This is a genomic window from Mycobacterium sp. IDUB_36 (assembly GCF_055419225.1).
The window spans coordinates 151,104-166,170 of sequence record NZ_JBVAXH010000002.1 but is presented as its reverse complement, the minus strand read 5'-3'; the positions used below and the strand labels follow the sequence as shown (position 1 = coordinate 166,170).

At 65.7% G+C, this 15,067-nt stretch carries 16 protein-coding genes; 12 read left to right on the top strand and 4 right to left on the bottom strand.

Going from position 1 to position 15,067, the window contains the following annotated elements; genetic code table 11:
* Window positions 1-81 precede the first annotated feature (81 nt).
* Genes ACZYW1_RS19095 through ACZYW1_RS19080 form a run of 4 tightly spaced genes read left to right on the top strand, consistent with a single transcriptional unit; the run spans window position 82 to window position 3,022 of the window.
* Entirely contained in the window at window positions 82-669 is a 588-nt protein-coding gene (locus tag ACZYW1_RS19095; protein ID WP_463788044.1) for a peroxiredoxin, read from the top strand.
* Between the two features lie 26 nt (window positions 670-695).
* Window positions 696-1,232 (top strand): alkyl hydroperoxide reductase, encoded by a 537-nt coding sequence (locus ACZYW1_RS19090; protein ID WP_463788043.1) that lies wholly within the window; start codon window positions 696-698, stop codon window positions 1,230-1,232.
* A gap of 24 nt (window positions 1,233-1,256) precedes the next feature.
* Window positions 1,257-1,736, top strand: a complete 480-nt coding sequence (locus ACZYW1_RS19085; RefSeq protein WP_463788042.1) for a nucleoside deaminase — start codon at window positions 1,257-1,259, stop codon at window positions 1,734-1,736.
* Window positions 1,733-3,022, top strand: a complete 1,290-nt coding sequence (locus tag ACZYW1_RS19080; RefSeq protein WP_463788041.1) for an alpha-amylase family protein — start codon at window positions 1,733-1,735, stop codon at window positions 3,020-3,022. Before ACZYW1_RS19085 ends, ACZYW1_RS19080 begins: the two co-directional genes overlap by 4 nt.
* Here the strand turns inward: ACZYW1_RS19080 and ACZYW1_RS19075 are convergent.
* A complete protein-coding gene (locus ACZYW1_RS19075; RefSeq protein WP_463788040.1) occupies window positions 3,019-3,450 on the bottom strand; it encodes a DUF1810 domain-containing protein in 432 nt (143 codons plus the stop codon). The genes ACZYW1_RS19080 and ACZYW1_RS19075 overlap by 4 nt on opposite strands.
* On the opposite strand from ACZYW1_RS19075, the gene ACZYW1_RS19070 reads away from it, so the two are divergent.
* Complete coding sequence (locus ACZYW1_RS19070) at window positions 3,451-4,710, top strand: alpha-hydroxy acid oxidase (RefSeq protein WP_463788039.1); 1,260 nt, start codon at window positions 3,451-3,453, stop codon at window positions 4,708-4,710.
* Here ACZYW1_RS19070 and ACZYW1_RS19065 read toward each other — a convergent pair.
* Both ACZYW1_RS19065 and ACZYW1_RS19060 read right to left on the bottom strand, forming a co-directional pair.
* Entirely contained in the window at window positions 4,691-5,233 is a 543-nt protein-coding gene (locus ACZYW1_RS19065; protein ID WP_463788038.1) for a hypothetical protein, read from the bottom strand. The two genes, ACZYW1_RS19070 and ACZYW1_RS19065, sit on opposite strands and share 20 nt — an antisense overlap.
* Before the next feature lie 115 nt (window positions 5,234-5,348).
* Window positions 5,349-6,077 (bottom strand): hypothetical protein, encoded by a 729-nt coding sequence (locus ACZYW1_RS19060; RefSeq protein ID WP_463788037.1) that lies wholly within the window; start codon window positions 6,075-6,077, stop codon window positions 5,349-5,351.
* A 133-nt stretch (window positions 6,078-6,210) separates the two neighbouring features.
* On the opposite strand from ACZYW1_RS19060, the gene ACZYW1_RS19055 reads away from it, so the two are divergent.
* On the top strand, window positions 6,211-6,762 hold the full coding sequence (locus ACZYW1_RS19055; protein ID WP_463788036.1) for a CGNR zinc finger domain-containing protein: 552 nt from the start codon (window positions 6,211-6,213) through the stop codon (window positions 6,760-6,762).
* Here the strand turns inward: ACZYW1_RS19055 and ACZYW1_RS19050 are convergent, their stop codons facing one another.
* Complete coding sequence (locus ACZYW1_RS19050) at window positions 6,763-7,344, bottom strand: TetR/AcrR family transcriptional regulator (RefSeq protein WP_463788034.1); 582 nt, start codon at window positions 7,342-7,344, stop codon at window positions 6,763-6,765.
* Between the two features lie 199 nt (window positions 7,345-7,543).
* Here ACZYW1_RS19050 and ACZYW1_RS19045 point away from each other — a divergent pair, with 199 nt between their 5' ends.
* The 6 genes from ACZYW1_RS19045 to lon all read left to right on the top strand — a co-directional run bounded on the left by ACZYW1_RS19045 (window position 7,544) and on the right by lon (window position 15,048).
* Window positions 7,544-8,206, top strand: a complete 663-nt coding sequence (locus tag ACZYW1_RS19045) for an HAD family hydrolase (RefSeq protein WP_463788032.1) — start codon at window positions 7,544-7,546, stop codon at window positions 8,204-8,206.
* 61 nt (window positions 8,207-8,267) lie between these two features.
* Complete coding sequence (locus ACZYW1_RS19040) at window positions 8,268-9,467, top strand: sedoheptulose 7-phosphate cyclase (RefSeq protein ID WP_463788031.1); 1,200 nt, start codon at window positions 8,268-8,270, stop codon at window positions 9,465-9,467.
* A gap of 9 nt (window positions 9,468-9,476) precedes the next feature.
* Window positions 9,477-10,853 (top strand): ATP-grasp domain-containing protein, encoded by a 1,377-nt coding sequence (locus ACZYW1_RS19035; protein WP_463788030.1) that lies wholly within the window; start codon window positions 9,477-9,479, stop codon window positions 10,851-10,853.
* Window positions 10,854-11,912, top strand: a complete 1,059-nt coding sequence (locus tag ACZYW1_RS19030) for a D-alanine--D-alanine ligase family protein (protein WP_463788029.1) — start codon at window positions 10,854-10,856, stop codon at window positions 11,910-11,912. It abuts the gene before it with no gap.
* Entirely contained in the window at window positions 11,891-12,733 is an 843-nt protein-coding gene (locus ACZYW1_RS19025) for a TauD/TfdA dioxygenase family protein (protein ID WP_463788027.1), read from the top strand. The genes ACZYW1_RS19030 and ACZYW1_RS19025 overlap by 22 nt, the downstream gene beginning before the upstream one ends.
* Window positions 12,733-15,048, top strand: coding sequence for an endopeptidase La (gene lon, locus ACZYW1_RS19020; protein ID WP_463788026.1), 2,316 nt, complete (start codon window positions 12,733-12,735; stop codon window positions 15,046-15,048). Before ACZYW1_RS19025 ends, lon begins: the two co-directional genes overlap by 1 nt.
* Window positions 15,049-15,067: the final 19 nt, after the last annotated feature.

The window sequence follows — 15,067 nt, the reverse complement described above, 5'->3', positions numbered from 1 at the left end:
CACCTTTCATTCATAGTCCGGCTCGGGCAGGATGGTGACAACGGAATACTTGACTAAATCCAATTTGACGTGAGGAGCGACATGGCATTGCTGACTATCGGCGACCAGTTCCCGGCCTACGAGTTGACCGGGTTGATCGGTGGAGACCTGTCCAAGGTCGACGCGCAGCAGCCCGAGGACTACTTCACCACCATCTCCAGCAACGATTTCGCGGGTAAGTGGCGCGTGGTCTTCTTCTGGCCGAAGGACTTCACGTTCGTGTGCCCGACCGAAATCGCCGCCTTCGGCAAGCTGAACGACGAGTTCATCGACCGCGACACCCAGGTGCTCGGCGTGTCGGTGGACAACGAGTTCGTGCACTTTCAGTGGCGCGCCCAGCACGATGACCTGAAAAAGCTTCCCTTCCCGATGCTTTCGGACCTCAAGCGCGAGTTGGTCGAGGCCACCGGTGCACTCAATGCCGATGGTGTCGCCGACCGCGTGACCTACATCGTCGACCCCAACAACGAAATCCAGTTCGTCTCGGTGACGGCCGGCTCGGTCGGCCGCAACGTCGACGAGGTGCTGCGGGTGCTCGACGCTTTGCAGTCCGATGAGCTGTGCGCATGCAACTGGAAGAAGGGCGACCCGACGCTCGACGCCGGCGAACTGCTGAAGGCATCTGCTTAATCGCAGCTCTAATCGGAGGAACGAGCATGGGTATCGACAACCTGAAAGAAGCACTGCCCGAGTACGCCAAGGACCTCAAGCTCAACCTCGGCTCAATCAGCCGCACCACCGTGCTGAACACCGAACAGCTCTGGGGCACGCTGCTGGCCAGCGCGGCTGCAACGCGAAACCCGCAGGTGCTGAGCGAGATCGGTGGCGACGCGGCCGACGAGTTGTCTGCCGAGGCTTACCAGGCGGCGCTGGGCGCCGCGTCGATCATGGGCATGAACAACGTGTTCTACCGCGGCCGTGGCTTCCTGGACGGCAAGTACGACGACCTTCGCCCGGGCCTACGGATGAACATCATCGGAAACCCCGGCGTGGACAAGGCCAACTTCGAACTGTGGTCGTTCGCGGTGTCGTCGATCAACGGATGTGGGCATTGCGTGACCGCACATGAGCACACCCTGCGCGAGGCGGGCATCGACCGCGACGCGATCTTCGAAGCTCTCAAGGTCGCGGCGATCGTGTCGGGGGTCGCCCAGGCGATCACGACAGCCCAAACGCTGGCGAACGCGGGATAGCTCCCGCCCGTACACTTCGGCGTTGTGGTCGTCACCGACGTCGATCGGCAGCACCTACGGCGCTGCGTCGAGCTCGCCCGCACCGCGCTGGAGGCCGGACACGGCCCGTTCGGCGCGGTGCTGGTGGGCGGCGACGGTCGGGTGCTGTACGAGGACCACAATCGCGTTACCGACGACGACCAGACGTTGCACGCCGAAACCGGCGTCATCCGGTGGGCGGTGGCGAATATTGCTCCGGTGCAACGTATTCGAAGCACCCTGTACACATCGTGTGAGCACTGTCCGATGTGTGCCGCCACCCATGCGTGGGCCGGGCTCGGACGGATCGTCTACGCGACGTCGAACGCGCAACTGACCGGGTGGCTGACCGAATGGCACACGACCCCACCTCCGGTAGCCATGCTGCCGATCGCGACGGTGGTGCCGCGGGCCGTGTTCGATGGCCCCGCGCCCGAACTCGAGGAAGAGATGAGAGCCCTGTACGAGGCCAGGTTCCGACAATGAGCTGGGTCGAGCATGTGATCTGGTGGCAGATCTACCCGCTGGGGTTCGTGGGGGCTTTCCCATCGGATACGCCGCCCGTCGCAGACGAACACCGGTTGCGGCGGATCGTCGACTGGTTCGACCACGCCATCACCCTCGGCGCCTCCGGAATTGCGCTCGGGCCGATCTTCGCGTCCCGCACCCACGGCTACGACACCACCGACCACTACCGCATCGACCCGCGACTCGGTGACGATGACGACTTCGACCACCTGATCGCCGAGGCACGCCGGCGCGGGCTGCGGGTGCTGCTCGACGGCGTGTTCAACCACGTCGGTGCCGATTTTCGGCAACATCGCGATGCCGGCGACGATGCCGCCGCCGCGCACTGGTTCCGCGGCCGGCCGGGCCGGTTTCACACCTTCGAAGGCCACGACGGTTTGCTCACGCTCAACCACGACAATCCCGAGGTCGCCGACTACGTGGCCGACGTGATGACGCATTGGCTGGGCCGCGGTGCCGACGGCTGGCGACTGGACGCCGCTTATGCTGTCCCGCAACACTTCTGGCAGTCGGTCCTACCGAGGGTCCGGCAGAAGTATCCGGATGCGTGGTTTGTCGGCGAGCTGATCCACGGCGATTATGCCGCGACGGTCCGCGAGACCGGATTCGATTCCGCCACTCAGTACGAGCTGTGGAAAGCAATCTGGAGTGGACTGAACGACGCCAACTTCTTCGAGCTCGATCATGCGCTGCAGCGCCACGACGACTTCCGGAAGACTTTCGCACCGCTGACGTTCATCGGCAACCACGACGTCACCCGCATCGCGAGCCAGCTGAAACGCAGGGAACACCTGGCTCATGCGCTCGTCGTCCTGATGACGGTCGGCGGAGTGCCCAGCATCTACGCCGGCGACGAGCTCGGCTTTCGCGGCGTCAAAGAAGAGCGCTTTGGCGGCGACGACGCCGTTCGGCCTGAGTTCGGTTCTCCCCCAATCGAGCTCGATGATGCCGGGGTCGAGATATGGTCGCTGCATCAGTACCTCGTCGGCCTGCGCCGACGCCACCCGTGGCTGTACGCCGCGTCGACCACGGCGCTGCGGCTGGAGAACACGCAGTACGTGTACGAGGCCCGGCACGGTGACGACGCGTTGACCGTGGCGCTCAACATCGGTGACAAGCCCCTGCGCTTGTCGCTGGACTCGCGACGCGCGGAGATCATCGCCGGCAGCGGGGCGCCGCCGCCCGCGATCGTCGAATCGGTGACGGTCGAGCCGCACGGCTGGCGGATCCTGCGGCAGGTCTAGCCGAGGCGCTGCAACGTCAGCGGGTCCTGCTCGCCGTCGTAGTAGCGGTCCAGCAACGCGACGAAATCGCCGTTGTCGCTTGTGGCATGGGCGAACAGCGTCATCGACGAGCGGACCTTCACGTCGTCGGGTGAACCGAAGATCTCGCCGATCGAGCGATGAGCCACGGCGTTGACCAACCGGGTGCATTCGTACAGCCGCGGCCCCAGCACGTCATGGTGCAGATATGCGCGGGCCTCGTCGAGCGACACGATCGCATACCGGGCGGCAGTGGGGCTGCTGCCCAGGCCGGCGATCTGTGGGAAGACGAACCAGATCCAGTGGGTGCGCTTGCGGCCGGCCCGCAGCTCATCGACGACGCGTGGATAGGCGCCCGCCTGCGCGTCGACGAACCGTTGCAGATCGAAGGGTTCGCTTGCGGATTCCATATGTCCTACGGTGGCACAGTGGTCAAACGGCGGATGCCGAGGGCGCGTGATCTCGCGCCATTGATCCGTTTTCGCAAACCCCGACTCGATCGTGTACAGCGCCGGCTCGACGATGCGCTGACGATCGACGATCTGCGGCGGCTGGCCAGGCGCCGAACCCCGCGGGCGGCGTTCGACTACACCGACGGCGCGGCCGAGGAGGAAATCTCGATTCGGCGTGCGCGGCAGGCATTTCGCGACATCGAGTTTCATCCGACGATCTTGCGTGACGTCAGCAACGTCCGGACGGATTGGCAGGTGCTGGGCGGACCGGTTGCGCTCCCCCTGGCCATCGCGCCGACGGGGTTCACCCGGCTGATGCATACCGACGGTGAACTCGCCGGGGTCCGCGTTGCCGCCGCGGCGGGCATCCCGTTTTCGCTGTCGACTCTGGGAACCGCGTCCATCGAAGACGTGGCGACCGCGGCGCCGCAGTGCCGCCGGTGGTTTCAGCTGTACATGTGGCGTGACCGGGAGCGGTCGATGGCGCTGGTGCAGCGGGCCGCGGACGCCGGTTTCGACACGCTGCTGGCCACCGTCGACGTACCGGTCGCGGGTGCGCGACTGCGCGATGTCCGCAACGGGATGTCGATCCCGCCGGCCCTGACACTGCGCACGGCGTTCGACGCCGCGTTGCGGCCACGCTGGTGGTTCGACCTGTTGACCACCGAGCCGCTGTCGTTCGCGTCGCTGGATCGCTGGTCGGGCACGGTCGGTGAGTATCTGGACTCGATGTTCGACCCGAGCCTGACCTTCGATGACTTGGCGTGGATCAAAGCGCAGTGGCCGGGCAAGCTCGTCGTCAAGGGCATTCAGACGCTCGACGATGCCCGGGCCGTGGTCGATCTTGGGGCCGACGGCATCGTGTTGTCCAATCATGGTGGCCGCCAACTGGATCGAGCTCCGGTACCGTTCCACCTGCTGCCCACCGTTGCGCGTGAGCTCGGCGCCCACACCGAAATCCTGGTCGACACCGGCATCATGTCCGGCGCCGACGTCGTCGCCGCCGTTGCGCTGGGCGCCCGCAGCGCCCTGATCGGTCGCGCCTACCTGTACGGACTGATGGCCGGCGGACACGCCGGGGTAGGCCGCGCCGTCGACATCCTCTCGACGGAACTGGTACGCACCATGAAGCTGCTCGGCGTCACCTGTCTGGAGGAACTCTCGCCGAAACACGTCACGCAGCTACACCGGCTTGTTCCTAATGCCCGGTCGACATGAACAGGTAGTAGCTGACGTAGACGACCACGAAGCCCGCGACCAGGATCGCGGAGGTGGCTCGTTGGCTGTTGGTCTGCGCGCGGTGGTTGGGTGCGCACGTGGTGACTGGAAAGCCAAGCGCAGTAAGGATTTCTGCGGCCGGACCCTGGCCGCCGGGGTCGATGTTGACCTGACCGCGGCCGCGCACCAGGAGTTCGATGGTCAGGGGATACGAGGGTGGCTCGACGTCGTAGCCGGCCGGTGCGGTCCCGCCGTGATTCGCGTGGCGGCGGGCGTGGCCGGCCGGCGCTGGCCTGATGTAGGCGTGCTCGATGTCCCCGCGTAGCGCGAGCGTCGCGTTGTCGGCGTAGACGCCGTTGTGATCGACATACAGATCAACGGGGGCCCGGTGCGGGGTCAGTGCACAGGACAAGGCGCGCGGGTAGATCGTGATGAACCCGACGAGGATGATCGCAGCGGCGATGAGCTTGGTCGAACCGGGCAGCAGGACGATAGCGGCGACCAGAAGGAGCGAGGCTGCCACCGACCCACCGAACACGGATGTCACGCGGGCGTTGGCCCGCATGAGAGTCGCACGTCCGCGAAACATGAATCATGAACCTACGCCTCTCGACCATGGCTTTTGCGGATTTCGCGGCTCAGGCCCAGGCGGGAATCTCGGCAGGCTGTGGCGAGGAGGCCGCGGTGTCATCGCGCCGCTCGCCGGCCAGACGGCGCCAGGCTCGAACGGCCTGACCGGCGAACGTGGTGATGCTGCCGGCTCTGTTTTCGGTGTTGGACGCCATCGCGTGCACGTTCTCCGCGTGCGCGATCACCCGGTCCAGCGACGTGAGAAGCTCGCCGTCAACGAACCTGGTCGACTCGAAAGCCGCACGCACAGCACGATTACCGGCCCCATCCAGCGTCGAGGCCACCGCCAGGGCGGCCCTGGCCGCCGCGTCCCACTGGGCCACCGACGGCATCTCCCCCGCCGCCGCCGAGCGATGCAGGGTGGCGATGTCGCGGATCGCCTTGTGCGCCGTGAGTTTTGCGAACCGCAGCACGCCCCAGTCGTCATCGGTCAGCAGCTCGGCCAGCCAGCTGTGCACCACCGACTGCGGAACGTCGGCGGTACCGACGGTGAGCCAGGCCAGGTCGAGTGCGAGCACACTGTTTTCGGGCGACAGGTAGCCGTCCGGTCCGGCGAGCAGATCGTTGGCCGACTGCACCAGCAGACTCAGCGGCCGCGCGGAGCCGACCGGGAAATCGGTGACGTGCGGGTCGCCGTTGATGTAGGAGATCACGTTCATCGCGCACCCTTTGCCCGTGCCCGGTTGGTGTGATCCTCGGGCCAACCTCAGCGGGTGGGTGATGCGGTCGAGGTCCATGTCATCGGCTCCCTTCGCCTTCGCTACCCGTAGACACGAACGAACGGGCCAGCTGGTTTCTCGTCTGAGTCTGTAACCATTTCAACCGGTTACTTATTGCCGCCTTCGATGAAACCTGTCAAAGTGGTTACTCATGACATTCGTCAACCTGGGCGGCCGGCGATGCCTGAGCTTCGCTGGAACCATGAAGCGGCGGGACAGCACGCGAGAGGAACTGCTGACCGAACCGGAGTCGTTGTCGGACTGGGCTGTTCAGGCCGGGTTGCTGGACGCCGCTATCACGGTCACCGCCGACGACCTGGTGGCCGCGGTCGACCTGCGCGAAGCGATCTACCGAACGGTGGTGGCCCGGCTCGACCACCGCCGACCGCGGCCTGCCGATGTCGACCTGCTCAACGAATGGGCCGCCCGGCCTCAGCTCACGCCTCGGTTACTGCGGACCGGGAGCACCAGGCGCGAGGGCACCCCCGACCGGCTGCTGGCCGGCGTGGCCGCGGACCTGCTCGATCTGTTGGGCGGTGCGGACATGGAGAACGTCAAGCGCTGCGCACACGAAAACTGCACTCGTCTCTACGTGGACTCGTCGAGGGCCAAAAATCGCCATTGGTGCGGGATGGGGACGTGTGGCAACAAAGCCAAGGTCCGGGCCTTCCGGGAGCGTCAGCGCGCCGCCGCAGCGGGGTGATTATTGCCGGTGCGTCGCGCTGCGCAGCACGATGTCGACCGCCGCCGCTATCACTTGGTCGTCTGGCACCGTGCCGAACATGATCGACGGGCAGGCCACCACGCCCGTGAGCATTGACAGGGCCGCCTCGAGCTCGGCCCCGTCGAGGAATTCCCCGAGCATGGCGCGCATCTGTCCCTGGCCGGAGTTGTTGATCTTGTCCCGGATCTCCCGCATTTCCTCGAACGACGCCCACTGGGCCATCCCGGTCAGGATGCGGTCCAGCCGCATCTCGGTGATGCCACCACGGAACGCCCACAGCTCGCCGACGATGTCTTCGCGAAGGTCCCCGGTCCGCTCGTGGTGCGGCAATTCGCCGAGGGCGTCGAGGGCGAGCGCGACCAGATCGACCCGGGACGGCCAGTGTGTGTACAGGGTCGTCTTCGAATAACCGGCCAACTCGGCCACCCGTGCGTGCGTCACAGCGTCGGAACCTTCGTCGGTCAGCACGCCGAGAGCCGCGCGCGCGACGTCGGCGCGGGTGCGAGCCACCCGCGCGTCCTCGCCGGAGCCGGACGCTTTATCGCCCGAGCCGGGTGTCATCTGTGCACTCCACCTTTGCGCTGGCCTTGCCTGAAGTCGAGCCGCCTCAGAGAAGTTAACCGATCATGACCTGTTTCTGTAATGAAAGATCCTGTCACTAATGTACGTTTAGACCAATAGTGTACTGGGAAGTGGTTACCGTACGGGTTGGCCAGATGGCTGACCCGGCCCGATAGCCCATTTCATGAGAAGGAATTCCATGTCTGCCATCCTGTTCGGTTCGATCAGCACCCTCGTCGACAGCTCAGAACTGCAGCGCCGAGCGTTCAACGAATCCTTTGAAGCCCACGGTCTCGACTGGCAGTGGTCGCAGCCGGATTACGTGTCGATGCTCGACTCCAACGGCGGGGCGCAGCGAATCGCCGACTACGCCGAGTCCCGGGGCGACGACGTCGACGTCGAGGCGGTACACGCCACCAAGTCGCAGATCTTCCAGGATCTGCTGTCGACAGCTGGACTCAAGGCGCGGCCCGGGGTGCTCGAGACGGTCAACGAAGCCAAGCGCCGCGACGTCAAACTCGGTTTCGTCACGACCACGTCGCCGGAGAACATCTCCGCGCTGCTGGAGACGCTCAGCCCGGACATCGACGCCGACACCTTCGACCTGATCGTCGACCGGGACTCGGTGGCAAGCCCGAAGCCTGACGCGGCCGCGTACCTGTACGCGTTGGAGCAACTCGGCGAGACGGCGGAGTCCGTCGTGGCCATCGAAGACAACGTCGGGGGCGTCACCGCGGCCTCCGCCGCAGGCGTCAAGTGCATCGCGTTTCCCAACGACAACACCGTCGACGGCGACTTCGGCGGCGCCGAAGACACCGTCGACTCTCTCGACGCAGAACGGCTCGTGGAGCTGGTCGCATAGCCCTGCACCGCAGCGCCCGTCTTCCACTCGTTCGACAAACAAGGACATCAAAATGAGCGATATGCAAGCACGAGTTATCACCAGCCCCAGGGCTTTTCACGTAGAAGGCTACGAGAAGATCCAGTACGACCTGATCTACGTCGATGGCGTGTTCGGTCGCGACAACCCGGAACTGGCCGAAACGTACGGCCCCTACGGTCGCACCCTGATGGTGGTGGACGAGACCGTGTACGACCTCTACCGCGACGAGATCCATGCGTACTTCGACCACCACCAGATCGCGCTCACCGTTGTACCGGTGCAGATCCGGGAGACCGCGAAGTCGCTGGAGACGTTCGAGCGGATCATCGCCGAGTTCAACAACTTCGGACTGGTGCGCACCGAACCCGTGCTTGTCGTCGGTGGTGGCCTGACCACCGATGTCGCGGGATTCGCCTGCGCGAGCTATCGCCGCAGCACTCCCTACATCCGCATCCCGACCACCCTGATCGGTCTGATCGATGCCAGCGTCTCGATCAAGGTGGCCGTCAATCACGGCAAGCACAAGAACCGGCTGGGCGCCTACCACGCGTCGCAGAAGGTGCTGCTCGACTTCTCCTTCCTCAAGACGCTGCCGGAGGACCAGGTCCGCAATGGAATGGCCGAGCTGATCAAGATCTCGGTGGTCGGCAACACCGAGATTTTCGAACTCCTGGAGCAGTACGGCGAAGACCTGCTGCACACCCGGTTCGGATACCTGGATGGGACACCGGAATTGCGTTCTGCCGGTGAGCGACTGACCCACCAGGCGATCGCCACGATGCTCGAACTCGAAGTGCCGAATCTGCACGAGATCAACCTCGACCGGGTGATCGCATTCGGACACACCTGGAGTCCGACGCTGGAGCTTTCCCCGCCGGATCCGTTCTTCCACGGCCACGCGATCAACATCGACATGGCCCTGTCGACCACCTTGGCCGAACAGCGCGGGCTCATCTCGGTTGAGGAACGAGACCGGGTGCTCGGGCTGATGAGCAACCTCGGTCTCGCGCTCGACAGCGAACACCTGACTCCGGAGCTGCTTGCCGCGGCCACGGCGGCGATTCTGAAGACCCGCGACGGGATTCTGCGTGCCGCCGTTCCGGCACCGATCGGAACTTGCCTGTTTCTCAATGACCTCACTGTCGACGAACTCGCCGAAACCCTTGTGCTGCACCGAAAGGTCTGCCTGAGCTACCCGCGCAACGGAGACGGCGTCGACATGTTCACCTCAGCGGCGTAGGGCTCCGCGATGCACGAGGTTGTACCGCTGCGTAGTTCGTCGCATCGTGGCGACAGCTACGCAGCGGCGTGGCCGGAGCGCCGCCGCCGGGCGAATACACTCCGAACGCTGGTTACGCTGCTCGGTTTACTGATCACGCTGCCGGTCGATGCGTTGGTGGTGGCGATGGCCCTGATCAGCCGGCCGCAACCGCCGAGGGCCACGCTGCCCGGGGCTGCCCGTCGCACCGTATTGCTCACCGGCGGCAAGATGACCAAGGCCCTGCAGCTGGCCCGCTCGTTCCATAGCGCGGGTCATCGGGTGATCTTGGCCGAAACCGCCAAATATCAGCACACCGGGCACAAATTCTCCAATGCCGTGGATGCGTTCTACTGCATTCCCGAACCGGGTGACCGCGACTATGAGGACGCGCTGTACGAGATCATCCGGTACGAGGCGGTCGACACGTTGATCCCGGTGTCGAGCCCGGCCGCCAGCGTGCACGACGCAAGGGCGCGCTACATCCTCGACGGGTACTGCGACGTCGTGCATGCCACCGAAGACATCGTGCGCATGCTGGACGACAAAGCGGAGTTCTCCAAAGTGGCTGTCGCACTAGGGCTTCGGGTCCCCGACTGGGTGCGGATCACCGACCCGCGTCAGATCGTCAACTTCGATTTCCCCCGTGGTCGTAGCTACATCCTGAAGCGGATCGCCTACAACCCGGTCGGCCGCCTGGATCTGCCCCGGTTGTCCAGGAAGACGCGGCAGCGCAATGCGGCGTTGGCGCAATGGCTTCCGATCTCCGAAAGTGACCCCTGGATATTGCAGGAGTTCATCGAAGGCCGCGAGTACTGCACCCATGGCACCGCCGTCAACGGACAGCTGCAAGTGCACGTCTGCTGCGAGTCGTCGGCCTCGCAACTGAACTACGCCATGGTCGACAAGCCCGACATCCGGGCGTGGGTCGAACACTTCGTGGACGCGTTGGGTGTCACCGGACAGTTCTCGTTCGACTTCATCGAGGCGGCGGACGGCAAGACCTACGCCATCGAGTGCAATCCCCGCACCCACTCGGCGATCACGACATTCCACAATCACCCCCAGTTGGCGTCGGCCTATCTCAAGGACGGGCACCCGACCATCACACCGCTGGACGGCGCCCGACCGACGTACTGGATCTATCACGAAATGTGGCGCCTGCTCACCCAGCAGGGCCGGCTGGCGCGGATCAAGAGCATCCTGAGTGGCAAGGACGCCATCTTCGCCTGGTGGGATCCGTTGCCGTATTTCATGGTTCACCATCTACAGATCCCTGCGCTGCTCATCGACAATCTGAAGAACCGACGCGGCTGGCTGAAGATCGACTTCAACATCGGCAAGTTGGTCGAACCGGACGGCGATTGAATGCCCCTCGACAGTCCGCTGCGGCTTCTGCATCTGGTCGGCTCCCCCTCCGACGACTTCCACGACGAGCTGTCCCGGCTCTACGCGGGCGCGTGCCTGGATGCGCTCGCCGGCTCCGGCCACGTCCACCAGATTGCGTGGGTTTCTCCTGGCGGGGTCTGGCGGTTCCCCGATGCGCTGAGCGCCGGAGCGCTCGGACAGGCTGCGGCGCTGGACTTCTCCGACGCCGTCAGCCACATCCGCACGCTCGACATCGACGCCGTGCTTCCGCAGATGTTCTGCATTCCGGGCATGACCGCCTACCGCGCGCTGTTCGACGAACTCGGGATCCCCTACCTCGGGAACCCCGCGGACGTGATGGCGATCGGCGTCGACAAGGCCCGGGCGCGTGCCGTGGTCGCCGCCGCCGGAGTCGACGTACCCGCGGCCGAGGTCCTGACTGCCGGCGAACGGCCCACGCTGCCGTACCCGGTCGTGGTGAAACCCCTCGACACCGACAACTCGGTCGGAGTCTCGCTGGCACGCACGACGGGTGAGTACGACGTCGCCGCCCGCTCGGCATTGCTGCACGGCGACACCGTTCTGGTGGAGTCCTACGTCGAGCTCGGCCGAGAAGTGCGCTGCGGCATCATCGTTCGCGACGGTGAGCTGATCTGCCTGCCGCTCGAGGAGTACGCGATGGACCCGGCGGCCAAGCCCATCCGCACGGGCGAAGACAAGCTGGCCCGCACTGACAGCGGCGATCTGTACCTGGTCGCCAAGGATCCCGCGCGCGCGTGGATCGTCAGCGACGACGAAGTGCTGACCGAGCGGGTCTGGGCCGCTGCCCGGCAATGTCATCGGGCCCTGGGCTGCCGGCATTACAGCCTGTTCGACTTCCGCATCGATCCAGCCGGCCGGCCGTGGTTTCTGGAAGCCGGCCTGTACTGCTCGTACTCACCGGGCAGCGTGATCGCGGTCATGGCGTCGGCGATCGGTCTGGACGTGCCTGAGCTGCTCGACATCGGACTAGCAGAACTGAAACACGAAGGGGCGCAATGCTTGACATCATCAGGATGAACCCTGTCGGCGCCCGGCTGACCGGGCTGCGGGTCGACGCCCTCGACGAGGCCGAGGTCACCGACGTCCGCTGTCTGCTGGCCGAGCACGGCATGATGGTGCTGCCCGGACAGTACGTGGACGACGCGGCGTTTCTGCGATTTCTCCGCAGCTTCGGCCCGATCATGTTCACCGTCGGTGAAACCCCGGTGCCCGAATGCCCCGACCTCAACGTGGTGAGCAATCTGGGCAGGACAGGGCCCGGAAAGCGGGCGCCGCGATCGACGTTCCACACCGACACCAGCTACGTGCGACAGCCCCCGGCACTGACCGCGTTGCGGGCGGTGACGGTGCCGGACCGGGGCGGGCACACCATGTTCACCAATCAGTACGCCGCGTACGCCACACTGCCGGACGACGTTCGTCGTCAGCTGGACGGACGCGAGATCACGCACGTGATGACCGGCCTGCAGCTCGGGCCGGACGCCGAGCGGTCGGCCGCGCATCCGGTATTCGGGGTGCATCCGGTCTCGGGACGCACGTACCTGTATCTCTCCACCCCGGAGCGATGCGTGCACGTCAGCGGCATGTCGCGGGAGCACGCCGCCGAGACCATCGAGTTCCTCTTCGCCCACTCCACCCGCGCCGACAACGTGTATCGGCACACCTGGTCGCCCGGCGACGTGGTGATCTGGGACAACCGGTGCGTGCTGCACCGGGCCGACCACAGCGGGGTGCTGGGCGACCGCGTCATGCACCGCGGCATGGTCGCCGACGAGAACCGGGGAACAAATCAGATGGGGTCCAGGTTGAGCGCATCAGGCTTAACTTTGGAGGAATGATGGCTGAAGCCAAATCAGTGCCGGTGTTGTTCGTCAGCGACCCGGTCGTTCTGCCCGGAATGGTCGTGCCGATCGCGTTGGACGACGCCGCCCGTGCCGCGGTCGACGCTGCGCGGGCCACCGAGACGGGCACGCTGCTGATCGCTCCCCGACTCGATGACCGCTATCCGTCCTACGGCGTTCTCGCCACGATCGTTCAGGTCGGGCAGATACCCGGCGGAGGTACCGCGGCGGTCGTGCGCGGTGAGCGCCGGGCCCACATCGGCGTCGGCACCAGTGGGCCGGGCGCCGCGTTGTGGGTCGAGGTGACCGAGATCGCCGACCCCGAGCCCACCGACGAGACACGCAGGCTAGCAGGTGAATACAAGAAGCTGCTGCTGGCCATGCTGCAGCGCCGCGAGGCCTGGGAACTCGTCGACGTCGTCAACAAGCTGACCAATCCGTCGGGGTTGGCGGACATGGCCGGTTACGCGTCGTATCTGACCGACGTGCAGAAGCGGCAACTGCTGGAGACCGAGGACGTCGGCGAGCGGCTGCAGGCGCTGATCGACTGGACCGGCGAACACCTGGCCGAGGTCGAGGTCAACGACAAGATCGCCGAGGACGTCCGCGACGGCATGGAAAAACAGCAGAAGGAATTCCTGCTGCGCCAGCAGCTCAATGCGATTCGCAAGGAGCTCGGCGAAGGTGAGCCCGAAGGTTCGGACGACTACCGGGCCCGCGTCGTGGCGGCCGACCTGCCGGACAAGGTCCGCGAGGCTGCCCTGCGCGAGGTCGGCAAGCTGGAACGGTCCAGCGACCAGAGCCCCGAGGGTGGCTGGATCCGCACCTGGCTGGACACCGTTCTCGACTTGCCGTGGAACACCCGCACCGAGGACTCGACCGATCTGGCTGCCGCCCGCGAGATCCTGGACGCCGATCACCACGGATTGGACGACGTCAAGGATCGCATCGTCGAGTACCTGGCGGTGCGCGCTCGTCGCGCGCAACGCGGTCTGCAGGTCGTCGGCGGACGCGGCTCCGGCGCGGTGATGGTGCTGGCCGGCCCTCCCGGAGTCGGCAAGACCTCGCTGGGCGAGAGCGTCGCGCGCGCCCTGGGCCGCAAATTCGTTCGCGTTGCCCTGGGCGGGGTGCACGACGAAGCCGAGATCCGTGGCCACCGTCGCACCTATGTCGGCGCGCTGCCCGGCCGCATCGTGCGTGCCATCGGCGAGGCCGAGTCGATGAATCCCGTTGTGCTGCTTGATGAAATCGACAAGGTGGGTTCGGACTTCCGCGGTGACCCGAGTGCGGCGTTACTGGAGGTCCTGGACCCGGCCCAGAACCACACCTTCCGCGACCACTATCTGGATCTGGATCTGGACCTGTCCGATGTGGTGTTCCTGGCCACGGCGAACGTGATCGAGAACATCCCGTCGGCGCTGCTGGACCGCATGGAGCTGGTGCAGATCGACGGCTACACCGAGGACGACAAGGTCGCCATCGCGCGGGACTTCCTGTTGCCGCGCCAGCGCGACCGCGCGGGTCTTACCGACGACGAGGTCAGCGTGAGCGACGCAGCGCTGCGCAAGATCGCCGCCGACTACACCCGCGAGCCCGGTATGCGCCAGTTCGAACGACTGCTGGCCAAGGCTCTGCGCAAGGTGACCACCACGATCGCGCAGGACCCGGTGACCATCGACGAGCCGGACCTGGTCGACTACCTGGGTCGGCCGCGGTTCACTCCTGAATCGGCCGAACGCACCGCGGTGCCGGGCGTGGCGACCGGCCTGGCCGTGACGGGGCTCGGCGGCGACGTCCTCTACATCGAGGCGGGCGCCAACGATGGTGAGTCCGGATTGCAGTTGACTGGTCAACTGGGCGACGTGATGAAGGAGTCCGCGCAGATAGCGCTCTCCTACGTGCGGGCGCACGCCGCGGAGTTGGGCGTCGACCCGGCCGCGCTGAACCGGCGGATCCACGTGCACGTTCCGGCCGGCGCGGTCCCGAAAGACGGTCCGTCAGCCGGTGTCACGATGGTGACCGCCCTGGTCTCGATGGCCACCGGGCGACAGGTTCGTGCTGACGTCGGGATGACCGGCGAGGTCACCCTGAACGGTCGGGTACTGCCGATCGGCGGCGTCAAGCAAAAGTTGCTGGCCGCTCAGCGGGCCGGGCTCACGACGGTGTTTATCCCGCAGCGCAACGAGCCTGACCTGGACGATGTGCCCAGCGAGGTCCTCGAAGCCCTGGACGTCAGGCCGATGACCGATGTGGCTGAGATCGTCGCCCAGGCACTGGAGCCGGTGTCGCACGGGGTGACCGCCGCGGCCTGATCTGAGTTAGCCTGCGGTC

Coding starts and splice junctions, on each gene's coding strand:
- ACZYW1_RS19095 (WP_463788044.1), top strand. CDS start 82: ATGGCATTGCTGACTATCGGCGACCAGTTCCCGGCCTACGAGTTGACC.
- ACZYW1_RS19090 (WP_463788043.1), top strand. CDS start 696: ATGGGTATCGACAACCTGAAAGAAGCACTGCCCGAGTACGCCAAGGAC.
- ACZYW1_RS19080 (WP_463788041.1), top strand. CDS start 1,733: ATGAGCTGGGTCGAGCATGTGATCTGGTGGCAGATCTACCCGCTGGGG.
- ACZYW1_RS19075 (WP_463788040.1), bottom strand. CDS start 3,450: ATGGAATCCGCAAGCGAACCCTTCGATCTGCAACGGTTCGTCGACGCG.
- ACZYW1_RS19070 (WP_463788039.1), top strand. CDS start 3,451: ATGTCCTACGGTGGCACAGTGGTCAAACGGCGGATGCCGAGGGCGCGT.
- ACZYW1_RS19060 (WP_463788037.1), bottom strand. CDS start 6,077: ATGGACCTCGACCGCATCACCCACCCGCTGAGGTTGGCCCGAGGATCA.
- ACZYW1_RS19055 (WP_463788036.1), top strand. CDS start 6,211: ATGACATTCGTCAACCTGGGCGGCCGGCGATGCCTGAGCTTCGCTGGA.
- ACZYW1_RS19050 (WP_463788034.1), bottom strand. CDS start 7,344: ATGACACCCGGCTCGGGCGATAAAGCGTCCGGCTCCGGCGAGGACGCG.
- ACZYW1_RS19045 (WP_463788032.1), top strand. CDS start 7,544: ATGTCTGCCATCCTGTTCGGTTCGATCAGCACCCTCGTCGACAGCTCA.
- ACZYW1_RS19040 (WP_463788031.1), top strand. CDS start 8,268: ATGCAAGCACGAGTTATCACCAGCCCCAGGGCTTTTCACGTAGAAGGC.
- ACZYW1_RS19035 (WP_463788030.1), top strand. CDS start 9,477: ATGCACGAGGTTGTACCGCTGCGTAGTTCGTCGCATCGTGGCGACAGC.
- ACZYW1_RS19030 (WP_463788029.1), top strand. CDS start 10,854: ATGCCCCTCGACAGTCCGCTGCGGCTTCTGCATCTGGTCGGCTCCCCC.
- ACZYW1_RS19025 (WP_463788027.1), top strand. CDS start 11,891: ATGCTTGACATCATCAGGATGAACCCTGTCGGCGCCCGGCTGACCGGG.
- lon (WP_463788026.1), top strand. CDS start 12,733: ATGGCTGAAGCCAAATCAGTGCCGGTGTTGTTCGTCAGCGACCCGGTC.